Below are 15861 nucleotides of genomic sequence, written 5' to 3'. Positions count from 1 at the left end.
CATAACAGTCAGCATCCATGTTGACTGACCCTCCGCCATCGCGAGCAGGCTCGCTCCCACAGGTACAGCGCACAAACAAAAACGCCGCGATCATCTCGCGGCGTTTTTGTGTCTGCTGCTTACCCCAGGTTCTTGCCGAGCAGCGCGTGATACAGCTCGCTGTCGCCCAGAATCCCGACTACTTTGTTGTTGTCGTGCAGCACCAGTTTGTTGCCGGTCTGGTAACGAATCTGCAGCGCATCGCGCATGCCGATGTTGGAGTCCACCAGCGTTGGCCGACGCCCCAAACCTTCAACCGCTTGCCCCGGTATCCAGTTCTGCAGGTCCAGGCTCGAGCCGTTCTGGCGTGCGCCTTTGATGGTGTTGCCTTCGGCCAGGTCCAGCCACGAATCGCCGCCCGGATCCAGGCATACCGAACCGTTGATGCGTTTGCACTTGTCCAGGGTGCGCATCAAGCTGCGACCGCACAATACGTTCAGCGGGTTGGTGTGGGCGACGAAGGTGCGCACGTAATCGTCCGCAGGGTTCAGGACGATTTCTTCCGGCTTGCTGTACTGGATGATCCGGCCGTCTTTCATGATGGCGATACGGCTGCCGAGCTTCAGGGCTTCATCAAGGTCGTGACTCACGAAGACGATGGTTTTGCTGAGCTTGCGTTGCAGTTCCAGCAGTTCGTCCTGCAGGCCTTGACGGATCAGCGGGTCGAGGGCCGAGAACGGTTCGTCCATCAGCAGAATGTCGGCGTCCATCGCCAGCGCTCGGGCCAGGCCTACACGCTGTTGCATACCACCGGAGAGCTCATCGGGTTTCTTGTTGCGCCATTGGGTCAGGCCCACCAGTTCGAGTTTTTCATCGACCAGTTTTTTTCGTTCTTTCTCCGGCCGGCCCTGCATCTCCAGACCGAAGCTGATGTTCTCGCGCACTGTCAGCCAGGGCATCAGCGCAAACTTCTGGAACACCATCGCGATGCGCTTGGTGCGCATCATTTTCAGTTCCACCGGGGTACAGGAAGCGATGTCGATCTGCTTGCCTTCGTGCTCGACGAACAACTTGCCACGGCTAACGGTGTTGAGACCGTTGATGCAGCGCAACAGGCTGGATTTGCCGGAGCCGGACAGGCCCATCAGCACGCAGATTTCACCTTTCTCGACGTCCAGGCTGGCTTTTTCTACGCCGACAATCTGCCCGGTCTTTTTCAGGATCTGGTCGCGGGTCATGCCCTGGTCGAGGAGTTTGAGCGCCTCGCGCGGGTCTTTGGAGAAGATCACGTCCACGTCTTCGAAGCGAATAATGCTCATGCGTCACCCCCTACTTTAGCGTCGGGTTGTTTGCAAATACGGTCGAGCATGATCGCCAGCAGTACGATCGCCAGGCCTGCTTCGAAGCCCAGGGCAATATCAGCAGTGTTCAGTGCGTTGACCACGGGTTTGCCCAGGCCATCGGCGCCCACCAGTGCCGCAATCACCACCATCGACAACGACAGCATGATGCACTGGGTGATACCGGCCGCGATGCTTGGCATGGCGTAGGGCAGTTCGATGCGTGCGAGCAGTTGACGGCGCGAGCAGCCGAAGGCTTTGCCGGCGTCCATCAATTCTGCGGGAACATCACGGATGCCCAGGTAGGTCAGGCGGATAGGTGCGGCAATCGCGAACACCACCGTCGAGATCAGACCCGGGACCACACCCAGACCGAAGAGGGTCAGGGTAGGAATGAGGTACACGAAGGTCGGCACGGTCTGCATCAGATCGAGCACCGGCCGCATCACTGTGTAGAACATAGGTTTGTGCGCGGCGACGATGCCCAATGGCACGCCGATCAGCACGCACACCAGGGTGGCGAACAACACCTGGGCGAGGGTTTCCATGGTTTCCTGCCAATACCCCAGATTGAGGATCAGCAGAAAGGAGGCGATGACGAAAACCGTCAGGCCCCATTTGCGTTGAATGAAGTGTGCCAGTAGCGCGATGAGGCCGATCAATGCCAGCGGGTTGAACCAGGTCAGCGCAAAAGTCACGCCGTGGATCATCGTTTCCAGTGACACGGCGATTGCGTCGAAGGTGTTGGCGCCGTGTTGCGTCAACCATTCAACGAAGCCCGCGATGTACTGGCCTAAAGGTATTTTCTGATCAATCAGCATGGTAGTGAACGTCCGCATGCAAGGAAATAAACAGCCCGGGCGAGCGAACTCGCCCGGCGTAAGCGATGCTTCTTAAATCAAGGCTGCGCGAGGTTGGCTTTCACGGCCTCCAGGCCTGGTTTACCGTCAATGGTGGTTACGCCAGCGAGCCAGGTATCGAGCACCTGTGGATTCTTTTTCAGCCAGGCCTTGGCGGCCGCGTCAGGCTTCATTTTGTCGTCCAGGACGTTGCCCATCAGCGTGCTTTCCATGTCGAGGGTAAACGCCAGGTTTTTCAGCAACTGACCGACGTTGCTGCATTCCTGTGCGTAGCCCTTGCGGGTGTTGGTGTAGATGGTCGCCTGGCCAAAGTTCGGGCCGAAAAATTCGTCGCCGCCGGTCAGGTACTTCATCTTGAATCGAGTGTTCATCGGGTGCGGCTCCCAGCCCAGGAACACCACGGCGGTGTTGCGGCGCTGGGCGCGATCGACTTGCGAGAGCATGCCTGCCTCGCTGGACTCGACCACCTTGAAGCCGGCGTCTTTCAGGCCGAAGGCGTTCTTGTCGATCATGCTCTGGATCAGGCGGTTGCCGTCGTTACCCGGTTCGATGCCATAGATCTTGCCGTCGAGTTCTTTCTTGAACTTGGCGATGTCGGCGAAATCTTTCAGACCTTTGTTATACAACTCTTCGGGGACGGCGAGTGTGTATTTTGCGTTTTCCAGATTAGCGCGCAGGGTGTCCACGGTGCCGGCATCTCGGTAGGCCTTGATGTCGTTTTCCATGGTCGGCATCCAGTTACCGAGGAATACGTCCATGTTCTTGCCGTCGGCCAGGGACTTGTAGGTCACCGGCACAGAAATCATCGTGGTCTTGGTCTTGTAGCCCAGGGCATCGAGAACGACGCTGGTGGTGGCGGTAGTGACGGTAATGTCCGTCCAGCCGACATCGGAGAAGTTTACGGTGCTGCATTGGGCCGGTTCTGCGGCTTGAGCCAGAAACGGCAGACTCAGCATGGCGGCCAACAACAACGACGGGGAACCTTTCATAGGGGCGACTCCTTGGTGTTTTTTTTGGCAGTGTTCCGACTGGGACCACCGCACTTATTTGTTGCGGTTGGATGGCGTTTTGGAGACAGCTTTACCACGGCGCCGTGCAATCGAGTCGATACGATCATGTACCAGTGAAAATCTGACGCCTACAGGGTGCGTCGTAACCAGTACAGGGATGGTCGCATCCAGTGTCGGTAACGTCGTTTACAGCTTTTTTCAGCCCGTTTTGCCCCTCTGATTCGCAAAAAAACGGCGAAAACACGGCGTGAGCGGCGTGCGGCGCTGGTGAGCATGACTGCGTCGGTGTGAGACGTTGAACGACATGACAAAAGCCTGATGATGCGGCCATCTCGGCGGATTGCAGCTTGAGCGTAGCAGCTCCGTCACTGGGCGCTTTTGCGCCCGGAGCAGGCAAATCCAGGAGTTCAGCAGTAATGGCTATCAGCGTTTTCGACTTGTTCAAAATCGGCATCGGCCCTTCCAGTTCGCACACCGTGGGGCCTATGCGCGCCGCGGCGCTGTTCGTGCAAGGTTTGCGTGAACAGGGACTTTTGGAGCAGGTGCGGCGCGTCGAAGTTCAGCTTTATGGATCGCTTTCGGCCACCGGCATCGGTCACGGCAGCGACAACGCGGTGATCATGGGGCTGATGGGCGAGTGGCCGGACGCGATCGATCCGTCGCAAATCGGCATCCGCATCGAGGCCCTGCGTGAAACCCACACGCTACTGCTCGACGGTCGCTTGTCGGTCCCGTTCATCTGGGCCAGGGACATGCGTTTGATCGACGAGAACCTGCCGTTCCATCCCAACGCCATGACCCTGGTTGCCGAAGGCGATCACGGCGAGCTGCATCGCGACACCTACTATTCCATCGGCGGTGGTTTTGTCGTCGATGAGGCACAGGCTTCCAGCGGCGTGGTGGATCTGGATCGCACCGTGCTGCCTTACGACTTCTGCAGTGCCGTCGAGCTGCTCAGTCTCTGCAAGCAGCACAACCTGCGCGTTGCAGAGCTGATGATGGCCAACGAGAAAGTCTGGCGCAGCGAAGAGGAAATTCGCGCCGGCCTGATGAAACTCTGGCGCGCGATGCAAGATTGCGTGGAGCAAGGCCTCAAGCACGAGGGGATCCTGCCCGGTGGCCTGAATGTGCGTCGTCGCGCAGCCAAACTGCACCGTAGTCTGCAAGAACTGAACAAGCCCAACGTGATTGGCTCGACCTTGAGCGCCATGGAGTGGGTGAACTTGTTCGCCTTGGCGGTCAACGAAGAAAACGCTGCCGGCGGGCGCATGGTTACGGCACCGACCAACGGCGCGGCGGGGATCATTCCGGCGGTGTTGCACTACTTCATGAAGTTCAGCGAGGCAGTGACCGACGCCAATGTGGTCGATTACTTCCTCAGTGCCGCGGCGGTGGGGATTCTGTGCAAGAAGAACGCGTCGATTTCCGGTGCTGAAGTCGGTTGCCAGGGCGAAGTGGGTTCGGCCTGCGCCATGGCGGCGGCCGGGTTGGCGGAGATTCTCGGGGCCACACCGGAGCAGATGTGCAACGCGGCGGAAATCGGCCTGGAACACAACCTCGGCCTGACCTGCGATCCCGTGGGCGGGCTGGTGCAAGTGCCGTGCATCGAGCGCAACGCCATTGCCGCGGTGAAAGCGATCAACGCGGCGCAGATGGCGCTGCGGGGCGATGGTCAGCACTTTATTTCGCTCGACCGGGTGATCCGCACCATGCGTGATACCGGTGCCGACATGCACGACAAATATAAAGAAACATCGCGCGGTGGGTTGGCGGTTAGCGCGGTTGAGTGCTGAGACCGCGTCGACCCCAATCGCGAGCAGGCTCGCTCCCACAGGGGAATGCGATCAACTGTGGGAGCGAGCCTGCTCGCGATAGCGTCAGACCAGTCAAAACTGCGCGCTAAGTGAACACCCGATTTAAAACGCGCCACCTTTTAGCGCGTCGCAAACAGGTAAGCCTGTCTGCCCCGGTCAGGGATCCAATTCAAGCCTGACCGTCCGTCACCCGTGCTTGCGGTGACACTCCCCCCAGAGCGTCGCAGCCCTGTTCCCACAAGTGCTACCGATTTGCTCACGCGCAACGGGGCAGAGGGTTTGCGGTCCTTGATGGCACTTATTACCGCCTATCCCTGCGCGTCATATTTAGACGCATCGCGACGTCGTTTTCAGGAGTTATTGAACGCGCATTCAATTTTAGGCATGGCATTTGCTCTGTCATTACAAAGCCCGTCTCCCACGCGAGAACGATGGCAATAAAAAGAGCCTCCGCCTGAGGCCATCACCCGCTTTGTGTGAGGAGATACCGCGATGACGACGTTCAACTCCGGGGCCCAACCCCAGAACCGTGCGCCTCAATCCATCGGCTTTTTGCTGCTGGACAATTTCACGCTTATTTCTCTGGCCTCCGCAGTAGAACCTCTGCGCATGGCCAACCAATTGTCCGGCCGCGAGCTGTATCGCTGGAGCACCCTCACCGTCGATGGCGGTCAGGTCTGGGCCAGTGACGGTCTGCAGATCACCCCCGACGCCTCCATGCACAAAGCGCCTCCCCTGGACACCATCATCGTCTGCGGCGGTATCGGCATTCAGCGCACCGTAACCCGCGAGCACGTGTCGTGGCTGCAAAGCCAGGCGCGTCAATCCCGTCGTCTCGGTGCGGTCTGCACCGGCAGCTGGGCCCTGGCTTGCGCCGGTCTGCTGGACGGTTTCGATTGCAGCGTGCACTGGGAATGCCTGGCGTCGATGCAGGAAGCTTTCCCGCGGGTGGCCATGAGCACCCGGCTGTTCACCCTCGACCGTAACCGTTTCACCAGCTCCGGCGGCACCGCGCCCCTGGACATGATGCTGCACCTGATCAGCCGCGATCACGGTCGTGAACTGTCGGCCGCGATCTCGGAAATGTTCGTCTACGAGCGCATCCGCAACGAGCAGGATCACCAGCGCGTGCCGCTCAAGCACATGCTTGGCACCAACCAGCCGAAGCTCCAGGAAATCGTGGCGTTGATGGAAGCCAACCTCGAAGAGCCGATCGACCTCGACGAGCTGGCGGTGTACGTCGCTGTGTCGCGTCGTCAGCTGGAGCGGCTGTTCCAGAAGTACCTGCACTGCTCGCCGTCGCGTTATTACCTGAAATTGCGCTTGATTCGCGCCCGGCAGTTGCTCAAGCAAACGCCGATGTCGATCATCGAAGTGGCGTCGGTGTGTGGCTTCGTGTCCACGCCGCACTTCTCCAAGTGCTACCGCGAATACTTCGGCATTCCGCCGCGTGACGAGCGCGTAGGTTCCAACACCACGCAACAAGTGGCGATGATGCCGCTGCCGCAAGCCTTGGTGCTGTCGCCGTTGTCCGGGCCGCTGTCGGCGTTGAGCCAGGCGCGCAATGAGTCGACGTTTGCTAGCGTAAGGCTCTAAACCGAGGCGGTTTCATTCGCGGGCAAGCCTCGCTCCTACAGGGTGGTGTGATTTTCTGTAGGAGCGAGGCTTGCCCGCGAAGGCGTCCTGTCAGGCGCTACGGCTTTGCTGATATTCCGCCAGCGCAGGCAGCAACTGCTTGTCGATCGCCTGGCGCACGGCCGGCAGGATGGTCGCGCTGCTGGTGTACATCTGCTTGACCATGGTCCGCAGCGTCATCGCCCGCTCATCGTTCAAGCCTCGCACCGCACACTCGCAAGCCTGCTCGGCTGTAGAGCCATTAGGCACTTGAAAACCCAACGATTTCAGCTGGCCCAACAGGTCTTCCTGGTCAATCAAATCGGCATGCATCATGACGCAATCCTTCTTCAGGGAACGGTGTCGTGGCTCGATTCTGGTAGGGGCGATGGACGTCGGCAAGGACGATTTGTCGCAATGGCCGCAATACCTATGAACAGGTCGCTTTCGGCTAACTTGCGAACGATGGGAGTGGGCACACTGGACTCAGCTGGCTTCACGAAGGTTTGGTCACCCTCGCGCAACAGCTCCTCAACAGTACCCACCTCTGCCCCGATCCTGTCACGGCTTGATCGGGGTTTTTTTTGGCTTGTGAATCAGCAGGAAACTTGGTGTCTGGGCGGGCGCCATCGCGAGCAGGCTCGCTCCCACAGGTGGCCAGCAGCGGCCTCAATATTTGTGTACGACACAAATCTAATGTGGGAGCGAGCCTGCTCGCGATGAACGATGACGCGGTTTATCTTTGCAACACCAAAATCCGCGACAACAACTCATCCCGGTCGACATAACACCCCTGGAAATGCCGGGCGCCGGTAGCGGGGTCGAAAGCGTTGCGGGCGTGGAGGGTGCGGCGGTTGTCGAAGCACCACAGCTCGCCGGGGTTGAGCCGGGTCATCACCCGGAAGCGCGCCTCACGGGTCATCGCAATGAAGCGACGGTAAGCGCGATACAGCCTGGGCATTTGCTCGACTGAAGCATCGAACGGCCCACGCAGGAAGTTCGCCATGCGGATTTCCGACACTTGCCCGAAAGAGTCCAGAGCGATGATCGGCGCCAGACAGCGATAGTCGCTATGGCGGTCCTTGTTGCGGAACTCCACGGGTATTTCACACAAGGCCTGAAACGCCTCGGGATCTTCCCGACGCAAAGCTTCGGCGATGGCAAAACCGTCGACGAAAATGCTCTCGCCACCGTCGGCGTCATTGACCAGGCAATGCAGAAATTGCAGCCCCGGTTGCAACTCTCGGGTCGGCAGGTCGCTGTGCAGCGGCAGGTTGAAGGCGGTGTAGGCATTGCTGTCGGCGTCGGCTTTGGACTGTACGTTGAACAGCACACCGAAATTGCTCTCGCGGATGAAGGAAATCCGTTGGGCGATCAGCTTCAGCGAGCCCGGCTCGGTGGATACGCCGCGAACCTGGGTCAGGCCGATGTCGCGCACGGCCAAGAGCCATTGCAGCAAGGCATCGTTGTCGTCCATCAACGCCTGATAGTCGAACACCGGCAACTTCAGCTGGCTGTCCCACAGCTTGCTTTTCGGTTTGGCGGCCCGACGTTCGGCGCGGGACTCGTCGTCATAGGCGTGGGCTCGCAGCCAGCCTGGATCGAAGCGGCTGAGGTGGCCGTCCTGCCAATCGACACACAGGCAACCTTCGGCATCGATTCGAGCACTGTCGGCGATCAGATTTTCCGCGACGTCGACGATTTCCAGCACTTGCTCGCGGGTCACTGTGTAGACGCACTGCGGGCATGAGCAGTTGTCCCGTAGCCATTGATGATGAAAAGGGCTGCCCCGACCGTCCGCCCACTGCACTTGAATGCGGTCCGCCAGGGTATGCACGGCGGTCAACGCGCTGATCAACGGGTAGGTGCGGAAATCGGCAAAAGCGGCGGCGGTGTTCATGACGAGCTCCTTGTTATTTTTCGGGCGGTAAAGCGATCACTCGGCCGATAAAGGCGGGTGTGGGCAGGTCGGCTTGCTCGGCGACAATGGCCTGCAGCTTGTTCAAGGTTTCTTCGCTGAACGGTGCGGATCGCGGCCCGGCGAGGTCGACGTGCAGCAGCATTTGTTCGTTGCCCGCAAGCTCCTTGTCACCGCCCACCAGATGCAGGCTGTGGTAGAGGTGCAAACGCTTGCGGTCATGGCCGATGATCTGGGTGTGCACCTCGACATCGGCATCGAGCTTCACTTCATGCAGATAATTGAGGTGCAGTTCGAGGGTGAACAACGAGTTGCCGCTGGCTTCGCGGTTGTTGCTGTCCATGCCCAACCGATCCATCAGCGCGTCGGTGGCGTAGCTGAAAATCAGCAGATAGAAGGCATCGCGCAAGTGGCCGTTGTAGTCGACCCAGTCGGGGATGATTTTGGTTTGGTAGGTGGTGAGGGTGGGCATGGTGAGTGATCCAAAATAAAGGGTGACTGGACTACCGCAATCGCGAGCAGGCTCGCTCCCACAGGGGATATTCTGGGTGACATGGATTGTATTCACACCGCAAATCAACTGTGGGAGCGAGCCTGCTCGCGATAGGGCCAGACCCGCTGGCCCCATAAACATAGGGTTACTCGCTGAACGCCATCCCATGCTTCTCTTTGGTGGTCTTCACCGCCTCCAGCACCGCCAGCAAGCAATCATCACGATAGCGCTCCAGCGCCGAGATGCTGTGCTTGCCCAGCTGCTCGCTGGTGCCATCCACCACATCATCGATCAATTTGTCGGTCAGCTCTGGTGCCGGCAGATAGGTCCAGGGCAACTGCAACGCCGGCCCGAACTGCGCCATGAAGTGCCGCATACCCGCATCGCCACCCGCCAGGGTGTAAGTCAGGAAAGTACCCATGAACGACCAGCGCAGGCCTGCGCCAAAACGAATCGCATCGTCGATTTCACCGGTGGTCGCCACGCCGTCGTTGACCAGATGAAGCGCCTCACGCCACAACGCTTCGAGCAAACGGTCGGCGATAAAACCAGGTACTTCCTTGCGCACATGCAGCGGGCGCATGCCTAAGGATTCGTAGACTTTCATTGCCGCTTGCACCGCTTCCGGCGCGGTATTTTTGCCACCGACCACTTCCACCAATGGCAGCAGGTAAACCGGGTTGAACGGGTGCCCGACCACACAGCGTTCCGGATGGGTCGAACTCTCGTAGAACTCGCTCGGCAACAGCCCCGACGTACTGGAACCGATCAAGGCATTGGGCTTGGCCGCCGCGCTGATTTTGCTGTGCAGTTCCAGTTTCAGGTCCAGTCGCTCTGGAGCACTTTCCTGGATGAAATCCGCATCGCGAACGCATTCTTCGATGGTGGCGACAAAGCGCAGACGATCCTGCGAAGCACCCGGCGCCAGACCTTGTTTCTCCAGTGCGCTCCAGGCATTGGCGACGCGTTTGCGTAGCGCCGCTTCGGCACCGGGGGCCGGATCCCAAGCCACCACGTCGAGGCCGTGGGCGAGGGCGCGAGACACCCAGCCGCTGCCGATGACACCGCTGCCCAGAGCGGCGAAGGTTTTGATATCAGTGATAAAGCTCATGGCGACGTCCTAAAAAGTTTGGTTATCCCTGTAGGAGCGAGGCTTGCCCGCGAAGACGGTGGTCCAGCCACGGAGTATGTGGCGGATGTACTGGCCTCTTCGCGGGCAAGCCTCGCTCCTACAGGGGGGGTGTGGGGGTTAACCGCGCTTGGTCAGGCCCATTTTTGCCCGGCCTTCAGCAGGCGTCAGAACGCGGGCGCCGAGGCGGCTGAGGATTTCCGAGGCGCGTTCTACCAGTTGGCCGTTGGTCGCCAGAACACCCTTGTCCAGCCACAGGTTGTCTTCCAGGCCGACCCGCACGTTGCCGCCGAGCAGCACCGCTTGCGCCGCCATTGGCATCTGCATGCGACCGATGCCGAACCCGGCCCAGACCGCGTCGGCCGGCAGGTTGTCGACCATGGCTTTCATGGTGGTGGTGTCGGCCGGTGCGCCCCACGGGATGCCCAGGCACAACTGGAACAACGGGTTATCGAGCAGGCCTTCCTTGATCATCTGCTTGGCGAACCACAGGTGACCGGTGTCGAAGATTTCCAGCTCAGGCTTAACGCCCAGCTCTTGAATGCGTTTGGCGCCAGCGCGCAGTTGCGCCGGGGTGGACACGTAAATGGTGTCGCCATCGCCGAAGTTCAGGGTGCCGCAATCCAGGGTGCAGATTTCCGGCAGCAGTTCTTCGACGTGGGCCAGACGGGTCAGCGGGCCGACCAGGTCGGTATTCGGGCCGAACTCCATCGGGTTCTCGCCCGCGCCGATTTCCAAGTCGCCGCCCATGCCGGCGGTGAGGTTGACGATGATGTCGACGTCGGCCTCGCGGATGCGCTCCATCACTTCGCGGTACAGCGCCACGTCACGGCTGAACTTGCCGGTTTGCGGGTCGCGAACGTGGCAGTGGACCACGGTGGCGCCAGCCTTGGCGGCTTCCACGGCGGCCGCGGCGATTTGTTTCGGGGTGACCGGCACGTGTGGGCTTCTGGCGGTCGTGTCGCCAGCACCGGTGAGTGCGCAGGTGATGATGACGTCGTGGTTCATGAGGCGGTTCCTTACAGGCGTGATTTTTGGTGTGGCTCAGGGCGTGACGATTCCGTTCGCAGCCCGCATTGGGCTGCGAATCGGTGGTTCATTTCGTTTCTATTTACTGGTCAGTTTCAGGTTTTCAGCAGCCGGTTTGCCATCGAAGGTGGTCACGCCTTCGAGCCAGCGTTGCTTGTCTTGCGGGTGATCCTTGAGCCATTGCTTCGCCGATTCGAAGGCGTCCTTGTGATCCAGCAGCGGCTGCATCATCCGGCTCTCGTCTTCGGCGGTGTAGGTCAGGTTGCTCAGCAAACGACCAATGTTCGGGCATTGCTCAGCGTATTTCGGCGCGGTGACCGTCCACACAGTAGCCATGCCTTCGTTCGGGCCGAGGGCGTCTTCACTGCCGGTGAGATAAGTCATTTGCACGTTGACGTTCATCGGGTGCGGCGCCCAGCCGAAAAACACCACGGCTTCCTTGCGCCGCACGGCGCGATCCACGGCGGCGAGCATGCCCGCCTCGCTGGACTCGACCAGCTGGAATTTGCCCAGGCCAAACTGGTTCTTGGCGATCATCGCCTTGATCTGGGTGTTGGCGCCCGAGCCAGGCTCGATGCCATAAATTTTGCCGCCCAGTTCTTTTTCGAATTTGGCGATGTCAGCGAAAGTTTTCAGGCCCTTGTCGGCGAGGTAAGTCGGAACGGCGAGGGTGGCTCGGGCGTCTTTCAGGCTGGGTGCTTCAAGGACCTTGACCTGATTGGCCTCGACGAAGGGCGTGATGGTCTGGGTCATCAGCGGGTTCCAGTAACCGAGGAACACGTCCAGGCGCTGGTCGCGAATCCCGGCGAAGATGATTTGCTGGGAGGCGCTGGTCTGTTTGGTGTTGTAGCCGAGGCCATCGAGCAGGACCTGGGTCATGGCGCTGGTGGCGATCACGTCGGTCCAGTTCACTACACCCATGCGCACGTTCTGGCACGACGTGGGTTCGGCCGCCATGACGCTGGCGCTCAAGAAAGCGGTACCGCTGAGTGCAAGAACACAGCTGCTGATCAGTCGTTTCATGTCGGGTTCCTCGGCAGGTCGTTATTGTGGGTTCCGGCATCTTCGTGCGCCGGTGATGCCCAAGGTACGCAGCTTGAAGCCCGCTAAAACGCACTGCGGCGACCAGCTTTTGCACTGCAGCGACCTGCGCGCTTGAATGCCGTCGGCAAGTGGCGTATCAACGTCCACACGCTTCCCGCCCTCTCGCTACCTGCCATCGAGTGCGCTCCATGTCCCAGGATTTCTATTTCTTGTTGATGCCGGGTTTTTCGGCGATCGGTTTTATCTCGGCAATCGAGCCGCTGCGGGTCGCCAATCGCTTTCGCGGTGAGCTATACCGCTGGCATGTGTTGAGCGTCGATGGCGGGGCGGTGTTGGCCAGTAACGGCATGTCGGTCAACGCCGATGCAGCGCTGGAACCCCTGAAGAAAGGCGCGGCCTTGCTGGTGGTCGCCGGTTTCGAACCGCTGAAATTCGCCACTCCGGCACTGGAGCACTGGCTGCGCCGCTTGGACAGCGAAGGCGTGACGCTCGGCGCCATCGATACTGGCAGCTTCGTCCTCGCCGAAGCTGGCCTGCTCGACGGCCACCGCCTGACCCTGCACTGGGAAGCTATCGATGCCTTCAAGGAGTCTTATCCACAGCTCAGCGTCACTCAGGAGCTGTTCGAGATCGACCGTCGGCGCATCACCTCCGCCGGCGGCACGGCTTCCATTGACCTGATGCTCGACCTCATCGGCCAGGCCCACGGCCCGGAACTGGCGATTCAGGTCAGCGAACAATTCGTACTCGGGCGCATCCGCCCGCGCAAAGACCACCAGCGCATGGAAGTCGCCTCGCGTTATGGCATCAGCAACAAGAAACTGGTGCAGGTGATCGGGGAGATGGAACAGCACAGCGAACCGCCGCTGAGTACCCTGGAGCTGGCGGAATCGATCAAAGTGACCCGGCGTCAGATGGAACGCCTGTTTCGCCTGCATCTGAACGACACGCCAAGCAATTTCTATCTGCGGTTAAGGCTGGAGAAAGCCCGGCAGCTGTTGCGGCAGACGAACATGAGTGTGTTGGAAGTGAGCATCGCGTGCGGGTTTGAATCGCCGTCGTATTTCACCCGCAGTTATCGGGCGAGATTTGAGCGGTGCCCGCGTGAAGACCGCCGGCAAAGCCAGAAGGCCTGAAACCGACCCCTGTAGGGGCGAGGCTTACCCGCGAAGGCGTCGTGTCAGGCAACAATGATTTTGAATGTGCCGGCCTCTTCGCGGGCAAGCCTCGCTCCTACAGGATTTGTGTCGTTAATTCTTCATCAACACCGAGCACGCCGCCTTGTAAGCCTCATGCTGATACTTGTTCAACGTGTCCGGCAATGCAAAATCGAACTTTTTGTTCTGCGCATTGATGGTCTGCGGCGACAGCAGCGTCACCTCGCAATTTTCCAGCAGCTGGAAAATCCCCTCGATCTTGAACGTAGTCGGCCCACCGGCGAACTCGCCTTTCTTGCTGCGTTTCTTGATCGCGATCCGGTCGATGGAGTTCGCACGAACAAACGACGCCACCTGAGCGGCAAAGACTTTGACGTTGGCGGCTTCGTCGTCCTCGTCGAGGGCGATTTTCTTAGTGCTCAGTTCGACATGGCTCAGGGCCTGGCCGTCGAGCGAGGCCACGGCGATGATCGCTTCGCTGCCTTTGATTTCGATGCCGCAGATTTTCATTTCAATCCCTTTTCCTGATGCTGGCGTTCAGCTTACAACTCTAGTTGGTTGGCGGTGATGCCAAAAGCTGCGGCAATTTTTTCACGGGTTGCCTTGCGGGGCTTGGCGACCGTCTCCTGCTGGGCGAAAGCCGGTTGGGAAATGCCCATGCGTTTGGCAACTTCATCCTGCGTAAGGTTCAGGTGTTCGCCAGGCGCGAATGGGCGTCGCGCCATCGACGATGTGACTGACCACTTCGTGGGGGATCAAATAATTCTCCATTCTTATGCCTTTATTCCTGCCCAATCGACTCCAAAAACTCTGACCGCTCGTCACTCATGCGCGCCACGCAATCATTTTGCGCAATGGTGAACGCTTTGCTACCGCTGGTCGCCGGAAAGGCCTCCACTGCGCAATCTGCGTCCCGGGTTTTCAGCCATTGCTGTTGCGCGGTTTTGATTTTGGCGTTGATGTCGGTCAGTTGCGCCTTGTTGTTGCCGTAAAGCGTTTGCATGCGCTCGGTGAGGCTCTGATAGTTGTCGCTCAGCAGCTGTTCGGCGGTGGTTCTGCTGTAGGCCGAGCATTCCAGGGTCTGAATTTCGTTTTCGACGGCGTCGCAGGGATTGTCGTCGGCCTCTTCAGCTGCTTGTACGCCAGTCGCTATCAGTGCCAAAGCCAGGAAGATCGATTTCATTGCGCCGCCGCCCCTTGATCCAGTCATGCATTCAGTAAAACATCCAGTGATGCGGCGAATTCTGGCCCAAGCGGGCGGCGTTGGATAGGTAGGCAATGGCGCCTGTTGACGACCCTTTGTCGCGGATTGACGCTTTCGGCAATTCCCCTGTCGTTTTTGCACCCGGCTGCACAGGCACCGAGGCATATGCTGGCCCCAAAGCGCCGACACACGATTCGGCGCATGAATCGCTAATAGGGGACAGCCTGATGAGCCCAGCCGAATTGCACGCCGACAGCATCGTTATCGACGGGCTGATTATTGCCAAGTGGAACCGCGAGCTGTTTGAAGACATGCGCAAGGGCGGTCTGACCGCGGCCAACTGCACCGTGTCGGTGTGGGAGGGCTTCCAGGCCACTGTCAACAACATCGCCGCCAGCCAGAAGCTGATCCGCGAGAACAGCGACCTGGTAATTCCGGTGCGCACCACCGCCGATATCCGCAAGGCCAAGGAGCAGGGCAAGACCGGCATCCTCTTTGGCTTCCAGAATGCTCATGCCTTTGAAGACCAGATCGGCTACGTCGAGGTGTTCAAGCAGCTGGGCGTCGGTATCGTGCAGATGTGCTACAACACCCAAAACCTGGTCGGTACCGGTTGCTACGAGCGCGATGGCGGCCTGTCGGGTTTCGGTCGTGAAATCGTCGCCGAGATGAACCGTGTCGGCGTTATGTGCGACCTGTCCCACGTCGGCTCGAAAACATCCGAAGAAGTCATCCTCGAATCGAAGAAGCCGGTCTGCTACTCCCACTGTCTGCCGTCGGGTCTGAAAATTCACCCGCGCAACAAATCCGATGAAGAACTGAAGTTCATCGCCGATCACGGCGGCTTCGTCGGTGTGACCATGTTCGCGCCGTTCCTGGCCAAGGGCATCGATTCGACCATCGACGATTACGCCGAAGCCATTGAATACACCATGAACATCGTCGGCGAAGACGCGATCGGCATCGGCACGGACTTCACCCAGGGCCATGGCCAGGACTTCTTCGAATACCTGACCCATGACAAGGGCTACGCCCGCCGCCTGACCAGCTTCGGCAAGATCATCAACCCGCTGGGCATCCGCACCGTGGGCGAGTTCCCGAACCTGACCGAAACCCTGCTCAAGCGCGGCCATCCCGAGCGCGTGGTCCGCAAGATCATGGGCGAGAACTGGGTCAACGTCCTCAAGGACGTCTGGGGCGAGTAAGCCACAGCACCTCTGAATCCTTTCCCCCGGCCGTCCGCGCCGGGGGCAACACCAAAAATTTTCTG

The 15861-nt window shown here is 59.5% G+C and carries 15 protein-coding genes and 1 pseudogene; 4 read left to right on the top strand and 12 right to left on the bottom strand.

All coding sequences use genetic code 11. The annotated features are described in order from the left end of the window. Positions 1-119: 119 nt before the first annotated feature. From choV to ACYZT2_RS26680, 3 genes are all read right to left on the bottom strand, one after another. Positions 120-1298 (bottom strand): choline ABC transporter ATP-binding protein, encoded by a 1179-nt coding sequence (choV, locus tag ACYZT2_RS26690; RefSeq protein WP_461968704.1) that lies wholly within the window; start codon positions 1296-1298, stop codon positions 120-122. Next, positions 1295-2140 carry a choline ABC transporter permease subunit gene (choW, locus tag ACYZT2_RS26685; RefSeq protein ID WP_461968702.1) on the bottom strand — a complete coding sequence of 282 codons (846 nt, stop codon included), beginning with the start codon at positions 2138-2140 and terminating at the stop codon, positions 1295-1297. The genes choV and choW overlap by 4 nt, the downstream gene beginning before the upstream one ends. Before the next feature lie 77 nt (positions 2141-2217). Further along, positions 2218-3168: a choline ABC transporter substrate-binding protein gene (locus ACYZT2_RS26680; RefSeq protein ID WP_461968700.1), complete on the bottom strand. Its 951-nt coding sequence runs from the start codon at positions 3166-3168 to the stop codon at positions 2218-2220. 437 nt (positions 3169-3605) lie between these two features. Between ACYZT2_RS26680 and ACYZT2_RS26675 the strand changes: the two genes are divergently transcribed. Both ACYZT2_RS26675 and gbdR read left to right on the top strand, forming a co-directional pair. Continuing rightward, on the top strand, positions 3606-4982 hold the full coding sequence (locus ACYZT2_RS26675; RefSeq protein ID WP_461968698.1) for an L-serine ammonia-lyase: 1377 nt from the start codon (positions 3606-3608) through the stop codon (positions 4980-4982). Between the two features lie 513 nt (positions 4983-5495). Next, on the top strand, positions 5496-6599 hold the full coding sequence (gene gbdR / locus ACYZT2_RS26670) for a choline metabolism transcriptional regulator GbdR (protein WP_461968696.1): 1104 nt from the start codon (positions 5496-5498) through the stop codon (positions 6597-6599). 90 nt (positions 6600-6689) lie between these two features. Here gbdR and ACYZT2_RS26665 read toward each other — a convergent pair whose 3' ends face one another. The 6 genes from ACYZT2_RS26665 to choX form a co-directional block, all read right to left on the bottom strand. Further along, positions 6690-6953 carry a hypothetical protein gene (locus ACYZT2_RS26665; RefSeq protein WP_017341203.1) on the bottom strand — a complete coding sequence of 88 codons (264 nt, stop codon included), beginning with the start codon at positions 6951-6953 and terminating at the stop codon, positions 6690-6692. A gap of 400 nt (positions 6954-7353) precedes the next feature. Continuing rightward, positions 7354-8517, bottom strand: coding sequence for a gamma-butyrobetaine dioxygenase (locus ACYZT2_RS26660; RefSeq protein ID WP_461968694.1), 1164 nt, complete (start codon positions 8515-8517; stop codon positions 7354-7356). Positions 8518-8530: 13 nt separating this feature from the next. Then, entirely contained in the window at positions 8531-9007 is a 477-nt protein-coding gene (locus ACYZT2_RS26655) for a thioesterase family protein (RefSeq protein WP_461968692.1), read from the bottom strand. Positions 9008-9173: 166 nt separating this feature from the next. Next, positions 9174-10139, bottom strand: a complete 966-nt coding sequence (locus ACYZT2_RS26650; protein ID WP_461968690.1) for an L-carnitine dehydrogenase — start codon at positions 10137-10139, stop codon at positions 9174-9176. A gap of 138 nt (positions 10140-10277) precedes the next feature. Continuing rightward, positions 10278-11165 (bottom strand): 3-dehydrocarnitine:acetyl-CoA trimethylamine transferase CdhC, encoded by an 888-nt coding sequence (locus ACYZT2_RS26645; RefSeq protein WP_007907535.1) that lies wholly within the window; start codon positions 11163-11165, stop codon positions 10278-10280. Positions 11166-11264: 99 nt separating this feature from the next. Beyond that, positions 11265-12209 carry a choline ABC transporter substrate-binding protein gene (choX, locus tag ACYZT2_RS26640; protein WP_461968687.1) on the bottom strand — a complete coding sequence of 315 codons (945 nt, stop codon included), beginning with the start codon at positions 12207-12209 and terminating at the stop codon, positions 11265-11267. Between the two features lie 209 nt (positions 12210-12418). Here choX and ACYZT2_RS26635 point away from each other — a divergent pair, with 209 nt between their 5' ends. Beyond that, entirely contained in the window at positions 12419-13366 is a 948-nt protein-coding gene (locus ACYZT2_RS26635; RefSeq protein ID WP_461968685.1) for a GlxA family transcriptional regulator, read from the top strand. Between the two features lie 114 nt (positions 13367-13480). Here ACYZT2_RS26635 and ACYZT2_RS26630 read toward each other — a convergent pair whose 3' ends face one another. From ACYZT2_RS26630 to ACYZT2_RS26620, 3 genes and pseudogenes are all read right to left on the bottom strand, one after another. Beyond that, positions 13481-13897: a DUF3010 family protein gene (locus ACYZT2_RS26630; RefSeq protein ID WP_461968683.1), complete on the bottom strand. Its 417-nt coding sequence runs from the start codon at positions 13895-13897 to the stop codon at positions 13481-13483. A gap of 32 nt (positions 13898-13929) precedes the next feature. After that, a pseudogene (locus ACYZT2_RS26625) lies at positions 13930-14161 on the bottom strand (helix-turn-helix domain-containing protein); the annotation flags it as partial. 7 nt (positions 14162-14168) lie between these two features. Next, positions 14169-14570 (bottom strand): lysozyme inhibitor LprI family protein, encoded by a 402-nt coding sequence (locus tag ACYZT2_RS26620; protein WP_461968681.1) that lies wholly within the window; start codon positions 14568-14570, stop codon positions 14169-14171. A gap of 248 nt (positions 14571-14818) precedes the next feature. Here ACYZT2_RS26620 and ACYZT2_RS26615 point away from each other — a divergent pair, with 248 nt between their 5' ends. Continuing rightward, entirely contained in the window at positions 14819-15796 is a 978-nt protein-coding gene (locus ACYZT2_RS26615; protein WP_131060646.1) for a dipeptidase, read from the top strand. The last annotated feature ends 65 nt before the right edge of the window (positions 15797-15861 follow it).

The sequence above is a fragment of the Pseudomonas sp. MDT1-85 genome (assembly GCF_054898065.1).
Note: the sequence above shows the minus strand (reverse complement) of the source record. Positions and strands in the feature narration are given on the sequence as shown.

Coding starts and splice junctions, on each gene's coding strand:
- ACYZT2_RS26645 (WP_007907535.1), bottom strand. CDS start 11,165: ATGAACCACGACGTCATCATCACCTGCGCACTCACCGGTGCTGGCGAC.
- ACYZT2_RS26675 (WP_461968698.1), top strand. CDS start 3,606: ATGGCTATCAGCGTTTTCGACTTGTTCAAAATCGGCATCGGCCCTTCC.
- ACYZT2_RS26660 (WP_461968694.1), bottom strand. CDS start 8,517: ATGAACACCGCCGCCGCTTTTGCCGATTTCCGCACCTACCCGTTGATC.
- choV (WP_461968704.1), bottom strand. CDS start 1,298: ATGAGCATTATTCGCTTCGAAGACGTGGACGTGATCTTCTCCAAAGAC.
- ACYZT2_RS26615 (WP_131060646.1), top strand. CDS start 14,819: ATGAGCCCAGCCGAATTGCACGCCGACAGCATCGTTATCGACGGGCTG.
- ACYZT2_RS26630 (WP_461968683.1), bottom strand. CDS start 13,897: ATGAAAATCTGCGGCATCGAAATCAAAGGCAGCGAAGCGATCATCGCC.
- choX (WP_461968687.1), bottom strand. CDS start 12,209: ATGAAACGACTGATCAGCAGCTGTGTTCTTGCACTCAGCGGTACCGCT.
- ACYZT2_RS26650 (WP_461968690.1), bottom strand. CDS start 10,139: ATGAGCTTTATCACTGATATCAAAACCTTCGCCGCTCTGGGCAGCGGT.
- ACYZT2_RS26655 (WP_461968692.1), bottom strand. CDS start 9,007: ATGCCCACCCTCACCACCTACCAAACCAAAATCATCCCCGACTGGGTC.
- choW (WP_461968702.1), bottom strand. CDS start 2,140: ATGCTGATTGATCAGAAAATACCTTTAGGCCAGTACATCGCGGGCTTC.
- ACYZT2_RS26680 (WP_461968700.1), bottom strand. CDS start 3,168: ATGAAAGGTTCCCCGTCGTTGTTGTTGGCCGCCATGCTGAGTCTGCCG.
- gbdR (WP_461968696.1), top strand. CDS start 5,496: ATGACGACGTTCAACTCCGGGGCCCAACCCCAGAACCGTGCGCCTCAA.
- ACYZT2_RS26665 (WP_017341203.1), bottom strand. CDS start 6,953: ATGATGCATGCCGATTTGATTGACCAGGAAGACCTGTTGGGCCAGCTG.
- ACYZT2_RS26620 (WP_461968681.1), bottom strand. CDS start 14,570: ATGAAATCGATCTTCCTGGCTTTGGCACTGATAGCGACTGGCGTACAA.
- ACYZT2_RS26635 (WP_461968685.1), top strand. CDS start 12,419: ATGTCCCAGGATTTCTATTTCTTGTTGATGCCGGGTTTTTCGGCGATC.